General features: G+C 72.7%; 15 protein-coding genes. 9 read left to right on the forward strand and 6 right to left on the reverse strand.

Annotated elements, in window-relative coordinates; genetic code table 11:
* Nucleotides 1–4: 4 nt before the first annotated feature.
* The 3 genes from ACIBK1_RS14380 (at nucleotide 5) to ACIBK1_RS14390 (ending at nucleotide 3,682) form a co-directional block, all read left to right on the forward strand.
* Nucleotides 5–1,621, forward strand: a complete 1,617-nt coding sequence (locus tag ACIBK1_RS14380; RefSeq protein ID WP_030506987.1) for a glycoside hydrolase family 13 protein — start codon at nucleotides 5–7, stop codon at nucleotides 1,619–1,621.
* A gap of 10 nt (nucleotides 1,622–1,631) precedes the next feature.
* Nucleotides 1,632–2,654, forward strand: coding sequence for a LacI family DNA-binding transcriptional regulator (locus tag ACIBK1_RS14385; protein WP_030506986.1), 1,023 nt, complete (start codon nucleotides 1,632–1,634; stop codon nucleotides 2,652–2,654).
* Nucleotides 2,655–2,758: 104 nt separating this feature from the next.
* Nucleotides 2,759–3,682: a carbohydrate kinase family protein gene (locus ACIBK1_RS14390; RefSeq protein ID WP_396734983.1), complete on the forward strand. Its 924-nt coding sequence runs from the start codon at nucleotides 2,759–2,761 to the stop codon at nucleotides 3,680–3,682.
* Between the two features lie 213 nt (nucleotides 3,683–3,895).
* Here the strand turns inward: ACIBK1_RS14390 and eda are convergent, their stop codons facing one another.
* The 3 genes from eda to edd are packed head-to-tail and all read right to left on the reverse strand — an operon-like array spanning nucleotide 3,896 to nucleotide 7,310.
* Nucleotides 3,896–4,513, reverse strand: coding sequence for a bifunctional 4-hydroxy-2-oxoglutarate aldolase/2-dehydro-3-deoxy-phosphogluconate aldolase (eda, locus tag ACIBK1_RS14395; RefSeq protein WP_030506984.1), 618 nt, complete (start codon nucleotides 4,511–4,513; stop codon nucleotides 3,896–3,898).
* Nucleotides 4,510–5,484, reverse strand: a complete 975-nt coding sequence (locus tag ACIBK1_RS14400) for a glucokinase (RefSeq protein WP_396734988.1) — start codon at nucleotides 5,482–5,484, stop codon at nucleotides 4,510–4,512. Before ACIBK1_RS14400 ends, eda begins: the two co-directional genes overlap by 4 nt.
* The gene (gene edd / locus ACIBK1_RS14405) at nucleotides 5,481–7,310 is read right to left on the reverse strand and encodes a phosphogluconate dehydratase (RefSeq protein ID WP_396734991.1); all 1,830 of its coding nucleotides are present in this window, start codon (nucleotides 7,308–7,310) and stop codon (nucleotides 5,481–5,483) included. The genes ACIBK1_RS14400 and edd overlap by 4 nt, the downstream gene beginning before the upstream one ends.
* Before the next feature lie 256 nt (nucleotides 7,311–7,566).
* On the opposite strand from edd, the gene ACIBK1_RS14410 reads away from it, so the two are divergent.
* The 3 genes from ACIBK1_RS14410 (at nucleotide 7,567) to ACIBK1_RS14420 (ending at nucleotide 9,671) form a co-directional block, all read left to right on the forward strand.
* Complete coding sequence (locus ACIBK1_RS14410) at nucleotides 7,567–8,718, forward strand: ROK family transcriptional regulator (RefSeq protein WP_030506981.1); 1,152 nt, start codon at nucleotides 7,567–7,569, stop codon at nucleotides 8,716–8,718.
* A gap of 218 nt (nucleotides 8,719–8,936) precedes the next feature.
* The gene (locus tag ACIBK1_RS14415) at nucleotides 8,937–9,251 is read left to right on the forward strand and encodes a hypothetical protein (RefSeq protein WP_396734994.1); all 315 of its coding nucleotides are present in this window, start codon (nucleotides 8,937–8,939) and stop codon (nucleotides 9,249–9,251) included.
* A 60-nt stretch (nucleotides 9,252–9,311) separates the two neighbouring features.
* Complete coding sequence (locus ACIBK1_RS14420; protein WP_396734997.1) at nucleotides 9,312–9,671, forward strand: hypothetical protein; 360 nt, start codon at nucleotides 9,312–9,314, stop codon at nucleotides 9,669–9,671.
* A gap of 77 nt (nucleotides 9,672–9,748) precedes the next feature.
* Here the strand turns inward: ACIBK1_RS14420 and ACIBK1_RS14425 are convergent, their stop codons facing one another.
* Nucleotides 9,749–10,417: a helix-turn-helix domain-containing protein gene (locus ACIBK1_RS14425; RefSeq protein ID WP_396735000.1), complete on the reverse strand. Its 669-nt coding sequence runs from the start codon at nucleotides 10,415–10,417 to the stop codon at nucleotides 9,749–9,751.
* A 79-nt stretch (nucleotides 10,418–10,496) separates the two neighbouring features.
* Nucleotides 10,497–11,396, reverse strand: coding sequence for a sigma-70 family RNA polymerase sigma factor (locus ACIBK1_RS14430; RefSeq protein WP_396735003.1), 900 nt, complete (start codon nucleotides 11,394–11,396; stop codon nucleotides 10,497–10,499).
* A gap of 74 nt (nucleotides 11,397–11,470) precedes the next feature.
* Between ACIBK1_RS14430 and ACIBK1_RS14435 the strand changes: the two genes are divergently transcribed.
* Nucleotides 11,471–11,872 (forward strand): DoxX family protein, encoded by a 402-nt coding sequence (locus ACIBK1_RS14435; RefSeq protein WP_396735006.1) that lies wholly within the window; start codon nucleotides 11,471–11,473, stop codon nucleotides 11,870–11,872.
* 68 nt (nucleotides 11,873–11,940) lie between these two features.
* Here ACIBK1_RS14435 and ACIBK1_RS14440 read toward each other — a convergent pair whose 3' ends face one another.
* Nucleotides 11,941–13,800: a serine/threonine-protein kinase gene (locus ACIBK1_RS14440; RefSeq protein WP_396735009.1), complete on the reverse strand. Its 1,860-nt coding sequence runs from the start codon at nucleotides 13,798–13,800 to the stop codon at nucleotides 11,941–11,943.
* Nucleotides 13,801–13,979: 179 nt separating this feature from the next.
* On the opposite strand from ACIBK1_RS14440, the gene ACIBK1_RS14445 reads away from it, so the two are divergent.
* On the forward strand, nucleotides 13,980–14,744 hold the full coding sequence (locus ACIBK1_RS14445; RefSeq protein WP_030506975.1) for an ion transporter: 765 nt from the start codon (nucleotides 13,980–13,982) through the stop codon (nucleotides 14,742–14,744).
* A 52-nt stretch (nucleotides 14,745–14,796) separates the two neighbouring features.
* Nucleotides 14,797–15,393, forward strand: a complete 597-nt coding sequence (locus ACIBK1_RS14450) for an HD domain-containing protein (protein ID WP_363531891.1) — start codon at nucleotides 14,797–14,799, stop codon at nucleotides 15,391–15,393.
* The last annotated feature ends 9 nt before the right edge of the window (nucleotides 15,394–15,402 follow it).

Below are 15,402 nucleotides of genomic sequence, written 5' to 3' on the forward strand. Positions count from 1 at the left end.
CCCAATGACCGAACTCGCCGTCCAGCCGTCCGCGGTCGCGACCCGGTGGTGGCGCGACGCGGTGATCTACCAGGTGTACGTCCGCAGTTTCGCGGACGGCAACGGCGACGGGATCGGCGACCTGCTCGGCGTGCGCAGCCGCCTGCGGTACCTGTCCGACCTCGGCGTGGACGCGATCTGGCTGACGCCGTTCTACCCCTCGCCGATGGCCGACTTCGGATACGACGTGGCCGACTACCGCGACGTCGATCCGCTCTTCGGCTCGCTGGCGGACGCCCAGGCGCTGATCGCGGACGCCCACCGGCTCGGCCTGCGGATCATCGTGGACGTGGTGCCCAACCACACCTCCGACCGACACCCCTGGTTCGAGGCGGCGCTGCGGGCCGGGCCGGGCAGCCCGGAGCGGGAGCGCTACATCTTCCGCGAGGGCAAGGGCGCGGCGGGCGAGCTGCCGCCCAACGACTGGGAGTCGATCTTCGGCGGGCCCGCCTGGACCCGGGTCGAGGACGGCCAGTGGTACCTGCACCTGTTCGCGCCCGAGCAGCCGGACCTCAACTGGGAGCACCCGGAGGTGCACGAGGAGTTCGCCGGCGTGCTGCGGTTCTGGCTCGACCTCGGCGTGGACGGCTTCCGGATCGACGTGGCGCACGGCATGGTCAAGGCGCCGGGCCTGCCCGACGTGGGCGCCCGGGGCCAGGCCGAGATGATCGGCACGCAGGTCGTGCCGTTCTTCGACCAGGACGGCGTGCACGAGATCCACCGGGCCTGGCGCCGCATCCTCGACTCCTACGAGGGCGAGCGGATCGGGGTGGCCGAGGCGTGGGCGCCCTCGCCCGAGCGGCTGGCCAACTACGTCCGCCCGGACGAGCTGCACCAGGCGTTCAACTTCCACTTCCTCAAGACGCCCTGGGACGCGGCGCGCTTCAGGGAGGTCATCGACGAGTCCGTGCGCACGTCGGCGCTGGTGGGCGCGCCCCCGACCTGGGTGCTGTCGAACCATGACGTCAAGCGGCACGTCACCCGCTACGGCGACGGCGAGCGCGGCCTGCGCAGGGCGCGGGCGGCGGCGCTGCTCATGCTGGCGCTGCCCGGCTCGGCCTACATCTACCAGGGCGAGGAACTGGGGCTGCCCGAGGTCCTCGACCTGCCCGAGCAGTATCTGCAGGATCCGCAGCGGCTGCGCGACCCGGACAGCGGGCGCGACGGCTGCCGGGTGCCGCTCCCGTGGACCACCGCGGGCGAGCCGCCGTACGGCTTCACCCCGCCGGGCAGCTACGAGAGCTGGCTGCCGATGCCGCCGGACTGGCGCGGCCTGTCGGTGGAGGCGCAGCTGCGGGACGGCGCGTCGATGCTCAGCCTCTACCGGACCGCCCTCGCCCTCAGGCGGGAGCACCCGGAACTGGGCGACGGCACGCTGACCTGGCTCGACAGCCCGGCCGGCACGCTCGCGTTCCGGCGCGGCGACGCGTTCGCCTGCGTCCTCAACATGACGCCCGAGTGGGTGGAGATCGGGCCGGGGCACGGTGACCTGCTGCTCGCCAGCGGGGGACCGGAGACCGCCGGCGACGTCGTCCGGATCGCCCCCGACTCCGCCACCTGGTGGACCGCGAGAGATGTCTAAAGTAAAGCTCATGAACAACACACGGCTCGCCGACATCGCCGCCCAGGCCGGAGTCAGCGAGGCGACGGTGAGCCGTGTGCTCAACGGCAAGGCGGGGGTCTCCCCGGCCACCCGCCAGGCCGTGCTCACCGCCCTCGACCTGATGGGCTACGAGCGCCCCCAGCGGCTGCGCCAGCGCAGCAACGGCCTGATCGGCCTGGTGATCCCGGAGCTCGGCAACCCGATCTTCCCGGCGTTCGCGCAGGCGATGGAGAAGTCGCTGATCCAGCACGGCTACACGCCGATCCTGTGCACCCAGGAGCCCGGCGGCGCCCCCGAGGACGAGTTCACCGAGATGCTCCTCGACCGGGGCGTGTCCGGCATCGTCTTCGTCTCCGGCCTGCACGCCGACACCACCGCGCGAATGGACCGATACACCCGGCTCACCGACCGGGGGCTGCCGATCGTGTTCGTGGACGGCTACAACGAGGCCATCCCCGCGCCGTTCATCTCGCCCGACGACCGGCTCGCCGCGCGCCTGGCCGTCCAGCACCTGGTGGACCTCGGGCACGAGCGCATCGGCCTCGCGCTGGGGCAGCGGCGCTTCGTCCCGGTCATCCGCAAGATCGAGGGCTTCCGCCAGGCGATGGCGCAGCTGCTCGGCCCGGCCGACGCCGACGACCTCATCCAGCACTCGCTGTTCTCCGTCGAGGGCGGGCAGGCCGCCGCCTCGGCGCTGCTCGACCGCGGCTGCACCGGGATCTTCTGCGCGAGCGACCTCATGGCGCTCGGCGCGATCCGCGCCGCCCGCGAGCGCGGGCTGTCGGTGCCCGGGGACGTGTCGGTCGTCGGGTTCGACGACTCGCCGCTGATGGCGTTCACCGACCCGCCGCTCACGACCGTCCGCAAGCCGATCGGCGCGATGGCGGCCGCCGCCGTCGAGACCCTGCTGGAGGAGATCGGCGGCACTCCCGCCAAGCACGTCGAGCTGGTCTACCAGCCCGAGCTCGTGGTGCGCGGCTCCACCAGCTCAGGCCCGCTGGTCAACCGCTGACCCCACCACCCCCACCCCCCGTGATCTTGCAGTTTGTCGCACGGAGGGCCGCTCACCTGCGCGTCCACCCTTCGTGATCATGCACCAACCCCGTGGAGCCCGGCGTGACCTCGAACGACGCCCTTCCTGATCATGCACTCGACGTTCTCGTCGTCGGCGGCGCCGGCGTCGACACCACCGTCTACGTGCCTGAGTTGCCCCTGCCGTACGCCGACACCTACGCCGTGCCGCCCGTGGTGGACCGCATCGGCAACACCGGCGCGGGGGTCGCCCTCGGCTGCCACGCTCTCGGCCTGCGGGTGAAGTTCGTCGACCTGATCGGCGACGACCCGCAGGGCGCGCTGATCAGGGACCATCTCGCCGCCCGGGGTGTGGACTTCTCCCACGCGGCGTCGGAGGCGGGCACCCGCCGCAGCGTCCTGCTGGTGGACGCCGGCGGCAGGCGGCTGTCGCTCTTCGACCCCCGGGCCGTCCCCGGCCAGCGGATGCCGCGCGATCTCTACCTGCCCGCCCTCCGGTCGGCCCGGCACGTCCACGTCTCGATCATGGACTTCGCCCGGCACGTGTACGCCGACATCCCGGACGGCACGACGGTCTCGACCGACCTGCACGACTGGGACGGGGAGAACCCGCACCACGAGGACTTCGCCTACTCCTCCGACCTGGTCTTCCTGTCCGCGGTGAAGCTCGGCGGGCGGCGGGAGGAGGTCATGCGGTCGATCGCGGAGCGGGGCCGGGCGTCGGCCGTCGTGTGCACGGCCGGGGCCGAGGGCTGCCACGTGCTGGCCGAAGGCAAGGTCCGCAGCTTCCCGGCCGAGCCGCTGCCCGTGCCGAATCATGGGCCTGTGGCCGACAGCAACGGCGCGGGCGACGCGTTCGTGTCCGGCTTCCTGTACGGCCGCCTGGCCGGCCGGCCCCTGGAGGAGTGCGTACGGCTGGGCGGCGTGGCCGGGGCGCACGCGTGCACCAGCGAGGGCACCCACGAGGACCCGATCGGCCTGGACGCCCTGTTGAGCGCGGTGTCGTGAGACCGGGGCCGGTGCGGTGAGACGACGCCAGGCCCGCCACCGCCGGTGAGCGGTCGCGGGCCCGGCACCCATGGACGCCTCCGGGTCGCGGACACGAGCATGGCCACCGGCTCCGCCGAGGGAGGAAGGACGGACCGGCGAGCTGAGGGAGCCCCAGGGACGCGGCGCTCAGGGGCTCAGCGCTCAGGGGCTCAGCGCTCAGGGACGCAGCGCTCAGGGACGCAGCGCGGCGGCCTCGGACGCGAGCTTCTCGATCCTGGCGAAGTCGCCCGCCGCGACCAGGCTGCGCGGCGTGAGCCAGCTCCCGCCGACGCAGCCGACGTTCGGCAGGGCGAGGTAGGCCGGCGCGTTCGACGGGGTGATCCCGCCCGTGGGGCAGAACCGCACGTCGGGCAGCGGGCCGCTCAGCGACTTGAGGTACGCGACGCCGCCGGCCGGCTCGGCCGGGAAGAACTTGAGCTCGCGCACGCCGCGCTCGGCCAGCGTCATCGCCTCGGTGGCCGTGGCGACGCCCGGCAGGAACGGCACGCCCGCGGCGAGCATGGCCGCGAGCAGGCCGGGCGTGGTGCCGGGGGAGACGAGGAAGCGGGCGCCGGCCCCGGCCGCGGCCTCCACGTCCCCGGGCGAGCGCACGGTGCCCGCGCCGACGACGGCCTCCGGCACCTCGGCGGCTATCCGCCGGATCGCGTCGAGGGCGGCCGGGGTGCGCAGCGTGACCTCGATGACCGGCAGCCCGCCCGCGACCAGGGCCCGGGCGAGGGGGACGGCGCTCTCGGCGTCGTCGAGGACGACCACGGGGACGACCGGCGCGAGGTCGAGAAGGTTGCTCATACCAGCTCCACATCGGGGTTTTGTTGGGCGAGCCAGGCGGCCGCACCCGTCAGCGCGGGCTGCTCGGCGGTGATCAGGACGGTGGCGATCGCGGCGGCGTACTCCGTCAGCGCCGGCGCGGTCGTCTCGAACCGGGCCCGGAACGCGCTGCCGGGGATCCGCGAGACCAGGCGGGGCAGCACGCCGCCGCCCAGGTAGACCCCGCCACGCGCGCCGAAGGTGAGCGCCACGCCGCCCGCGAAGCCGCCGAGCATGGCGAGGAAGACCTCCACGGTCTCGGCGCACAGCGGGTCGTCGGAAGAGGTGATCTGCGCCGCCGTCATCTGGGCGGCCGTGAGCTGCTCGGGCGCGATGCCGCGCACAAGTGCGAGCCCGCGGTGCAGACGGGGCAGCCCGGTGCCCGACAACAGGTGCTCGGCGTCCACGTACGGCAGGCCGTCCGCGCGCAGCGCCCGGACGATCTCCATCTCCAGGTCCGTGACGGCGGGAACCGCCACGTGCCCGCCCTCGCCGGGCACCGGCTGCCAGCCCTCCCGTACGGGCACGAGACCGGCCACCCCGAGCCCGGTGCCGGGTCCGAGCACGACCTTCGTCAGGCCGGCGGTCGGCCGGGGGCCGCCGAGCGGCACGAGGTCGTCCCCGGCCAGGTGCGGCAGCGAGATCGCCAGCGCCTCGAAGTCGTTGAGCAGCACCGTACGCGGGATGCCGAGCTCCTTCACGGACCCGGACCATCCCGCGTTCGTCAGCCGGTATCGGTCGTCGTCGACCGGACCGGCGATCGCCAGGCACGCGGCCCCCGGCCGAACTCCGCCCGCATGGTCTGCGAGATAGGCGGCTACGGCATCGGCAAGGCCGAGATGCTGGGAAACGTCGAGTACGGCTACCGCCTCCGGCTGCCCTCCGGGCCGGGCCACCAAACCGAACCTGGCGTTGGTTCCGCCGATGTCCGCGACCAGCCAGGGAAGGCTCACGCGGCACCTCCGAAGACGCTCGCCCCGCGCTCGGCCGGGCCGACCGTGCGGCGGAATGAGGCGAACAGCTCGCGACCGGTGCCGGCCCACTGCTCGTCGGTCAGCGGTGCGCCCCCCGGCGTACGGCCGGTGAGGTCGGCGAGCACGGTGAGGGTCCCCGCGGCCGAGTCGAGGCGGATCACGTCGCCGTCGCGCAGCAGCGCGATCGGCCCGCCGTCGGCGGCCTCGGGAGACAGGTGGATCGCCGCGGGGACCTTCCCCGAGGCGCCGGACATGCGGCCGTCGGTGACGATGGCCACCTTCTGGCCGCGGTCGAGCAGGACGGCCAGCGGCGGCGTGAGCTTGTGCAGCTCCGGCATGCCGTTGGCCCGGGGGCCCTGGTAGCGGACGACCGCGACGAAGTCCTGCCCGTCGAGCTCGCCCCGCTCGAACGCGGCGAGCAGGTCGAGCTGGTCGTCGAACACCTTGGCGGGGGCCTCGATCACCAGGTGCTCGGGCTTGACGGCGGAGACCTTGCTCACCGCCCGGCCCAGGTCGCCCGACAGCATGTGGATGCCCCCGTCGGGGGAGAACGGCACGGCGACCGGCCGCAGGACCTCGGTGTCGGTGCTGGGCTCCGTGCGCTCCTCCCACGCCAGCACGCCCTCCTTGAGCGCCGGGGCTGAGCGGTAGAGGCCGAGGCCGCGCCCGGCGACCGTCAGGACGTCCGCGTGGAGCAGCCCGGCGTCCAGCAGGTCGCCGATGAACACCGCCATGCCGCCCGCGGCCTGGAAGTGGTTCACGTCCGCCTGGCCGTTGGGGTACATGCGGGTGATCAGTGGCACGACCTTGGACAGAGCCGCCATGTCGTCCCAGGTCAGCTCGATGCCGGCGGCCGCCGCCATGGCGACCAGGTGCATCGTGTGGTTGGTGGAGCCGCCGGAGGCGAGCAGCGCGACGACCGCGTTGACGATCGCCTTCTCGTCCACGACCTCGGCGACGGGCGTGTACTCCGCGCCGTGCGGGGTGATCTCGACCGCCCGCCGCGCCGCCGCGGCGGTCAGCGCGTGCCGCAGCTCGGTGTGCGGGTTGACGAACGTCGCCCCCGGCAGGTGGAGGCCCATGACCTCCATGAGGAGCTGGTTGGAGTTGGCGGTGCCGTAGAACGTGCAGGTGCCGGGGGAGTGGTAGGACGCCGCCTCGGCGTCGAGCATCTCCGCGCGGCCGATCTTGCCTTCGGCGAAGGCCTGCCGCGCCCTGGCCTTGACCTTGTTGGGCAGGCCCGAGGTCATGGGCCCGGCGGGGACGAATATCGCCGGCAGGTGACCGAAGCGTAAGGCGCCGATGAGCAGCCCCGGGACGATCTTGTCGCAGACCCCGAGCAGCAGGGAGGCGTCGAACATGTCGTGCGACAGCGCGATCGCGGTCGCCATGGCGATCACGTCGCGGCTGTAGAGCGACAGCTCCATGCCGGCCCGGCCCTGGGTGACGCCGTCGCACATCGCGGGCACGCCGCCCGCCACCTGTGCCACGCCGCCCGCCTCGCGGACCGCCCGCTTCAGCTCCGGCGGGTAGGTCTCGTACGGCTGGTGCGCCGACAGCATGTCGTTGTACGACGTCACGATGGCCACCCCCGGCTTCGCCGTACCGCGCAGGCCGAGCTTGTCCTCGGCGGGCGCGGCGGCGAAGCCGTGGGCCAGGTTGGCGCAGCCGAGCCGCCCCCGGGCCGGCCCCCGCTCACGCAGTTCGGCCCCGGCGCGGCGCACCCGCTCCAGGTAGGCCCCGCGGCTCTCGCGGCTTCGCGCGACCACGCGCTCGGTGACCTCGCTGATAACGGGGTGCGTCACGGAAGGTCCTCCTCCTGCCGGGGCCGCCGCGAGGCGGGGTCCAACTCGCCCCGGGGCCTTCGTCCCGGGACGTGTGCCCGTCGGCGCGTCCGGCCCCCGATTCGTTGATCGGGCACCAGTTGATCGGGCACCAGGTGTCGATCGGGCACGGAAGGGACAGTATCGGGAAGTTATGCGACTTTTCAAGCCCACTTTTGTAACTTGTAATGAATAAGTCATTGAACTTAGGTGAGCTTCTGTGCTTCACTTACGCTCGATGTCACGTTTAGCCACCCCCGGCGAGGTCCTCCAGCTCATCCGGAGCGGAGAGGCGGTGACGCGTGCCGACATCGGCCGTGTGACGGGCCTGTCCCGCCCGGCCGTCGCGCACCGCGTCGCCGACCTGCTCCAGCGCGGGCTGATCGTGGAGGACGCCGAGGGGCCGTCCACCGGGGGCCGCCCGCCCGTACGGCTGCGCTTCGCCACCTCCGGGGGAGTCGTCCCGGTGGCCTCGCTCGGCGCCCGCCGCACCCAGATCGCGCTGTGCGACCTCGCGGGCGAGGTGCTGCAGCGCACCGACCTGGACATCGACGTCGAAGAGGGGCCGGGCGTCGTCCTGCCCCTGCTCATGGACACCTGGGAGAAGCTGCTCGACGGGCGGGACGACGTCGTCGGCATCGGCCTCGGCGTGCCGGCGACCGTGGAGTTCGCCGCAGGACGGGTCGAGAGCGCCCGCGTGATGGCGAGCTGGACCGGCGTGGTGATCCCGCCGATCATCGCCGAGCGGTTCCGCGTGCCGGTGCTCGTGGACAACGACGTGAACGTCATCGCGATGGGCGAGCACCGGGTCGTCTACGCCTCGGAACTCGACGACCTGCTGTTCGTGAAGGTCTCCACCCGGATCGGCGCGGGGGTCATCTCCGGCGGCGGCATCCTGCGCGGCGCGCTCGGCGCGGCCGGGGAGATCGGGCACATCCCCGTGCGGGACGGCGGGGGAGTGCTGTGCCGCTGCGGCAACCTCGACTGCGTCGACTCGGTCGCCAGCGGCACCGCGATCCTGCGCGAGCTGCGGGCCAAGGGCCGCGACGTGATGTCGCTGGCCGACGTGACCGCCCTGGTCCGGGCCGGCGACGCGGAGACCATGGCCGTGGTCCGGCAGGCGGGCCGCTGGCTGGGCGAGGTCATCTCCGGCGCGGTCAACCTGCTCAACCCCGCCGTCGTGGTCCTCGGCGGCGACGTCGCCGAGATGTTCCAGCCGCTGGTGTCGGGCGTACGCGAGGTCGTCTACCGGCGCTCGACGCAGCTCGCCACCCGCAGCCTGCGCATCGAGCGCAGCCGCCTCGGGCCCGGCGCGGGCATCACCGGCTGCGCCCTCATGGTCCTCGACCACGTCCTGTCGGCCCAGGCCGTCGACGCCGCCGCCCGCTAGAAGTCCCACGGGCGGCCGGGCATGCCGCGAATGCCCGGCGAATGCCGGGTGAATGCCCTGGTCCGTGACGTAGGCGGCCAGGAGAGTGGATCCCACGACCGGTGCGTGACCGTCGATCCGCGGCAGGGGCGCCGCTGTTTCGTCCGCGCTCCGATGCCGCCGTGAAGGCCGCACCATGCGGTTCCCCCGGAACGGCCCGGCAGAAGGGAAAGACTCGCATGTTCAGACGGCTCCGAGCGGCCACGGCGGTGGCTGCCGCCGTGGCGGCGACCGCGGCGGCGGTCCTCGTCGCGTCGCCCGCCCAGGCGTCCCCCAGTGACTGTCTCTCCTACCTCGCCGGTGCGGGTTACCCCGAGACGACGGCGAAGAGGATGGCGTGCGAGCGGGCCGCCAGCGGCGAGATCGGCGGCTACGTGTTCTGCTACGACGTGCTCAGGGAGACCGGCGTCAGCGCCGCGCATGCCGCCGAGGCCTGCGACCGGGCCGACGGAGTGTGGGCGGCCTCAGCCGGCGCCGGCTCCGCGGACCGCTGACCGCCGCGACGACCGGTGGCGCCGGTCACGCCCAACGGACGCTATCGAAAGGAACGCATCATGACCGTGCGCTTCACGAAGACGGCCACAGGACTGGGCGCGGCACTCGCGCTGATGGCGGGTGGAATCGCGAGTGCGGCCCCGGTGTGGGCCGAGCCTTCCACGGCCGGCCTCGCGCCCGCTGTGAGCTGCTCGACCTCGCTTCCCCCGTCGGGCTCCTTCCTGGAGGCCACCTACTCCCAGCCCAACGCGTGCGGGAAGTGCGTGGCGGCGGGCAGCGCGTACGAGGCGACCGGGAACTACCGCGCCTACTGCCGGAACATCCGTGACGGCGGCAGCACCGTCGCGGTCCAGCTCTGGCTCTTCTGCGTGGTCTGCAGGGGCGACGAGCCGCTCGCGAGCCGTGCCGTGGCCGCCTGAGACCACGACCGGCGGCGCCCTTCCGGATCGTTCCCCGGAAGGGCGCCGCGTTTCGCCGCTTCGGCACCGGCCGGCGATCAGCACGGGATGTCCCGGCGTGTCCCGCACCGGCACGCCGGTTCGACCCTCACGGCCGCGGCGTCCGCGAGCACGATCAGCAGCCTGTGGCCGGTCAGGACCGTCCGGTAGGGCCGGCCCCAGCCTCCGGGGTTCGAGGTCTCCATATGAGGCAGGCGGAGCGTGCGCAACAGATGACGGAGAACCTCGTCGGGCTCCGGCCTGCCCGACAGATCGACGAGAAGGCACGCCTCCGGCAACCGCCGCACGAGCCGGTGATCGGACTCCCCGGCCACGGTGCTGTCGCCGGGCACGCTCACGCGCTCCGTCAGGCCGGTGCCGCTCTGCGCCCGCTCCGGGGGACCGGCCTCGTGCGCAGGCGCCCCCCGGCGCGGGATGCCGGGGCAGGCCTGTGCCGCGCCGCGCCGGGCCGGCATGCGGCGGGCCGCCGCGGCGAGCGCGGCCCGCTCCCACGCGTCCAGGCCCAGCGCCTCGGCCAGCCGCTGCAACGACGCGCTACGGGGGCGCCCCACGGCGTCGCCTTCGAGCCTGCCGATGGTGCGGACGTTGACGCCCGCCAGGTCGGCGAGCTGCTCCTGGGTCAGCAGCGCCCGCTCCCGCCAGGCCCGGATGAGCGTCCCCAGGCTTCGATGCTCCTTCTCATGCCTGTCGCGTGTCGTCCGTGTCATGGCGCGACTCTCCCGGCGGCCCCAGCACGTGCCAAGGACGGCTTCGAAGACAGGTCCGGAAACTTGGGCCTTCCGTCCGTCATCCCACGAGCAGGCCGACGTGCCGCAGACGTCCGGGATCGCCGATCATCTCGATCGCGGTGATCTTGTCGTGGCCGAAGGTGAAACCGAGCGCCCCGATGAGGCGGTCCTGCGGGACGATCGCGAGACCCACGGTCCCGTCCACCAGCGCGGGCCGTACGAACCGGGCGGCCCGTGAGAAGACGAGCGCGCGGGCGCCCACGGCTCGCGCACCCCGCACCAGCCCCGCGTCGCCGTCTCTGAGGACGACGTCGGGATCGAGCACGGCGAGGAGCCCGTCGAAGTCACCGTGCCGCAGCGCGGCGAGGAAGGCCTGGACGACCTGCCGCTGACGGACGAGGTCCACCTGCCGGGGCGGGGTCGCGCCCACGACCCGTCTGCGCGCGCGGCTGGTGAGCTGACGGGTGGCGGCCGGGGACCTTCCGAGGATGGCGGCGATCTCGTCGAAGGGCACGGCGAAGACGTCGTGCAGGACGAAGGCGAGCCGCTCGGCGGGGGCGAGACTGTCGAGCACGACCATCAGCGCGGGACCGATCGTGTCGGCCAGCAGGGCCTCGGCTTCGGGATCTCCGGCGTCGTGCCCCGCGCTGGAGGGCCCGGCGCTGGAGGGCCCCGCGGCGGAGGGCTCGGCGGTGAAGGGCTCGGTGGTGGTGCCGGCGAAGGGCTCCTCACGGCGGTTGCGGCGCGCGCGCAGCATGTTCAGGCACTCCCGGGAGACGACGGTGGTCAGCCACCCGGCGAGGTTGGCCACCTCGGCGGTGTCGGCGCGGCTGAGACGCAGCCACGCGTTCTGCACCGCGTCGTCCGCCTCCGCGTGCGAGCCCAGCATCCGATAGGCGACCGCCCGCAGACGGGGCCGCTGCTCCTCGAAGCGCACGGCCAGCCTGGCCTCGTCCATCTGTCACATCCTTCCGCCGCCGGGGTTCATGGCGATGAACCCGGACCCCGCTCGGATGTGACAAGGAGCATCTCATGGCATCGATTTCGGGCAGCGCCAGGCGCCGCGCACGCGTGCGGGCGGCCGGCTACTGGACGGCCACCGCGGCGGTGGCGGCCGAACTGGCGGCCGGCGGCGTTTGGGACATCGCGCGGATTTCGTACGTCCGCGACCTGATGACGCACCTGGGCTATCCGTCCTACTTCCTGGTGCTGCTGGGAACCTGGAAGGTGCTGGGGGCGATCGCCCTGCTCGTCCCGCGTCGCGCGCTGGTCAAGGAGTGGGCGTATACGGGCGCCTTCTACACCTACACCGGGGCCGTGGTCTCCCACCTGGCCACCGGGTATGCCGTGGGCGAAGTGGGGGTGCTCGCCATCCTGACCGCACTCACCGTGCTGTCCTGGGCGCTGCGGCCCCCCGGGCGGATGCCGGCTTAGGGGAGCAGGGTTCGGGGAGCCGGCTTCGGGGGAGCAGGGTTCAGCGAGCAGGGTTCAGCGAGCAGGGTTCAGCGAGCGGGGGCGACGATCGGCCGGGCCGGGCCCCACCCTCGGTAGGACGTCGTGAAGGACGACGAGAGCAGTCCCAGCTGCGGCACGGACGCCTTCCAGGTGAACACGAACCTGACCGGCAGGTCCTCCTGGCCCAGCGTCACGACGTACGAGATGCGGGACCTGTCGAGACCGCGGGCCGAGCTCATCCAGCTCGCGAGGAACTGGCGCAGTTCGTAACCGGCGTCGGCGACCTGGACCCCGCCCGAGTACGTCCTTCCGTCCTTCCCGGAGCGGTAGACCCTCGGGGTGGCGCCGACAAGGGTCAGGATCGTGGGAATCGAGCCGACGAGGATGAAGAGCGCGGCGCCCGCCGCCGCGCTGTCGCGCCCGTCGGCGGCCTGCCCCTGCGGGTCGAGATCCAGCGGCAGCTTCTCGCCGTGCGGGAGGTGGACGTCGTCGGCGATGACGACGACGCGTTTGCGATCGCTGCCGGGATAGCTGACGCGCATGTCGTAGGAATCGCTGTCGTACCGGCCTGCCGGGTCATGGGTGAACCTGCCGTCGGCCTGCAGGTAGGTGTCACTCTGGGTGAACGCCCCCGAGCAGGTGAAGCTCGCGGAGGGAGTGGCCGTGGCGGCGGCGTCGATCGCCGCGCCCAGCTCCGCCGGCGTCCGGGGAGCCGCGACCGGGGACGGCTCGGCCGTGCGGGCCGGGCCTGCCGACGGCGAAGCGGTCCCGCCGGGCGCGGAGGTCGCCGAGGCGGAGTTGCTCGCGGTGGACCCGCCCGAAGGCCCGGCGAGGGAGGGGGAGCCGGATGCGGCCATCGGCACGGGCGATGCCCCCGGCCCCGACGCCGACAGCGGAACGCCGCCGGTCGCGGTCCGACCGGGTAGGCGGGCGACCGCGATCCAGGTCCCTGCGAGGGCCGCGACCACGGCGCCCGTGCCGGCGAGCAGAGCCCGGCGTGGAAGCCGGTGCTGCCCGCCGCTCGTCGTCCCCGCCGCGAGGAGACGAGGGGCCTGCCCGGCCGCCGCCTGCCGGCCCATCTGGAGCGCTGCGACGTCCCCTCCGGAGGACGGCACGTCGTCCAGGAGGATCAGGAGGACCTCACGGGCGGTCGGCCGTCGCGCCGGGTCCTTGTCCAGGCAGCGTGCCACCAGGTCGCGCAGCCCGCCCGCCAGGTCACCGAGGACGGGTTCGCCCTGCATGATCCGATAGGCGACCGCCGCGGGAGTGTCCCTGCCGAACGGCGGCGCCCCCGTGGCCGCGTACGTGATGGTGGAGGCCCAGGCGAACACGTCCGCCGGAGGCCCGATCCGGTCACCGCGGAAGTGCTCGGGCCCCATATACGACGGCGTGCCGGCCGCGTAACCGGTGGTGGCCGAGGCGTCGATCAGCCGGGCGATGCCGAAGTCGATGACGCGCGGCCCGTCGGGACCGACAAGCACGTTGCTCGGCTTGAAGTCGCGGTGCACCACCCCCGCCCCGTGGACGGCCGCCAATGCGGTGATGGTGCCGATGGCCAGCCGGTGCAGCGCGGCGCCCTTCATCGGGCCACCGTTCTCGATCACCTGCTGGAGCGACAGGCCGTCGACGAACTCGCTCACGATGTAGGGCAGGGCGGCGTCCAGTCTGGCGTCGACGATGCGCGCCGTGCAGAACTCGGCCACCTGGCGCACCGCGGCCAGCTCCCTCGCCAAGGACACGGGAACGCCGATGGGCGGCCGCGCCCGTACGACCTTGACCGCCACCCTCTCCCCGGCCGGGGTCTCGCCGAGATACACCACTCCCTGGCCGCCTTCGCCCAGGCGGCTTATGAGGCGGTAGTCACCCAGCTGTTCCGGGTCTCCGGCACGTAACGGACTTCCGGCCATGCAGCCCCTCATCCATCGTGATCACGGTCCAGCCTAGCGAAGGCATCGGCTCCGTCCAGGTGTCGCGCCGGGTGTTCGATCGGGTCGGCCACCGCCGGGGCCGAACCGACCGGGAACGAACATGCCGGGCGGTGGCACTAGGCTCTGTGGCGATCTCCCATGTCCCCCAGGAGTTTTTCGTGCGTGAACGTGTCCGCCGCCTGATCGAGTCGCGGCGGTTCCAGCAGGTGATCACTGTGGTGATCCTCGTCAACGCGGCGACGCTGGGCGTCGAGACCTCCGCAGAGGCGACTGCCCGCTACGGCACGGAACTGCACGTCGCCGACCACATCGCCCTGTACATTTTCGTGGCGGAGATCCTGGCCAAGATGTACGTCTACCGGTGGCGGTTCCTCCGCGACACCTGGAACGTCTTCGACCTGCTGATCATCGGCTTCTCGTTCCTCCCCACGGCGGGAGGACTGTCGGTGCTGCGGGCTCTGCGCGTCCTGCGGGCGCTGCGGCTGATCTCGGTGGTGCCGTCGCTGCGGCGGGTGGTCTCCGCGCTGCTCACCGCCATCCCCGGGATGAGTTCGATCGTCGTCCTGCTCGGCCTCGTCCTGTACGTCGGCGCCGTCATGGGCACCAAGCTGTACGGCACCGCCGCGCCCGAGTATTTCGGCGACCTGCCCACGTCGCTGTACACGCTGTTCCAGGTCATGACGGGGGACGGCTGGTCGGAGATCAACCGCCAGCTGATGGAGAGCCACCCCTCGTCGTGGATCTACTTCGTCGTCTTCGTGCTGGTCTGCACCTTCGTCGTGCTCAACCTCTTCATCGCGGTCGTGGTGAGCGCCATGGAGGAGGAGGCCAGGGACGACAACCCGACGCTCGCCGAGCTGTCGGCCCTGCGCGAGGAGATCAGGAGCCTGCGCGAGAGCCTGGGCGAACGGGTGCCCTCCTGACGTACGGGCCCGGGCCCCTTCGCTCATGATCGTCGCTTGCTAGACTCCGCGCATGGGGCTTCCGACGGACGCCGAGATCCGCGCTCTGCACGCGAAACACGCGCCCACGGAGGAAGCGTTCGACCTCGTCCACACGCACTGCGAGATCGTCTGCGCGATCGCCCTGCGCCTGGCCGACCACGCCGGGCTCGACGTCGACACCGACGTGGTGCGGGCCGGAAGCCTCCTGCACGACATCGGCGTCTACCTCCTCTATGACGCGGACGGACGGCTCGACCACGCCGGTTACGTGCGCCACGGGATCCTCGGCCACGAACTGCTCCGCGGGGAGGGCCTGCCCGAGAGCCTGTGCCGGTTCTGCTCCCACCACACGGGTGTGGGGATCAGCAGGGAGGACGTGCTGCGCCAGGGCCTGCCGCTGCCTCCCCGCGACTATCTCGCGGAGTCGGCCGAGGAGCGGCTCGTCATGTTCGCCGACAAGTTCCACAGCAAGAGCGACCCGCCGAGGTTCGTCACCGCCGAGGCCTACGCGGCCCATGTCCGCCGGTACGGCGACGACAAGGCCGAGGTGTTCGCGTCGATGTGCGCCGTCTTCGGGGTCCCCGACCTACGGCCGCTCGCGGCCGCGTACGGGCACGAGATCGTGTGACGGCGACCG

The sequence above is a fragment of the Microbispora rosea genome (genome assembly GCF_044460045.1).
In the GTDB taxonomy this organism is placed as follows: domain Bacteria; phylum Actinomycetota; class Actinomycetes; order Streptosporangiales; family Streptosporangiaceae; genus Microbispora; species Microbispora rosea.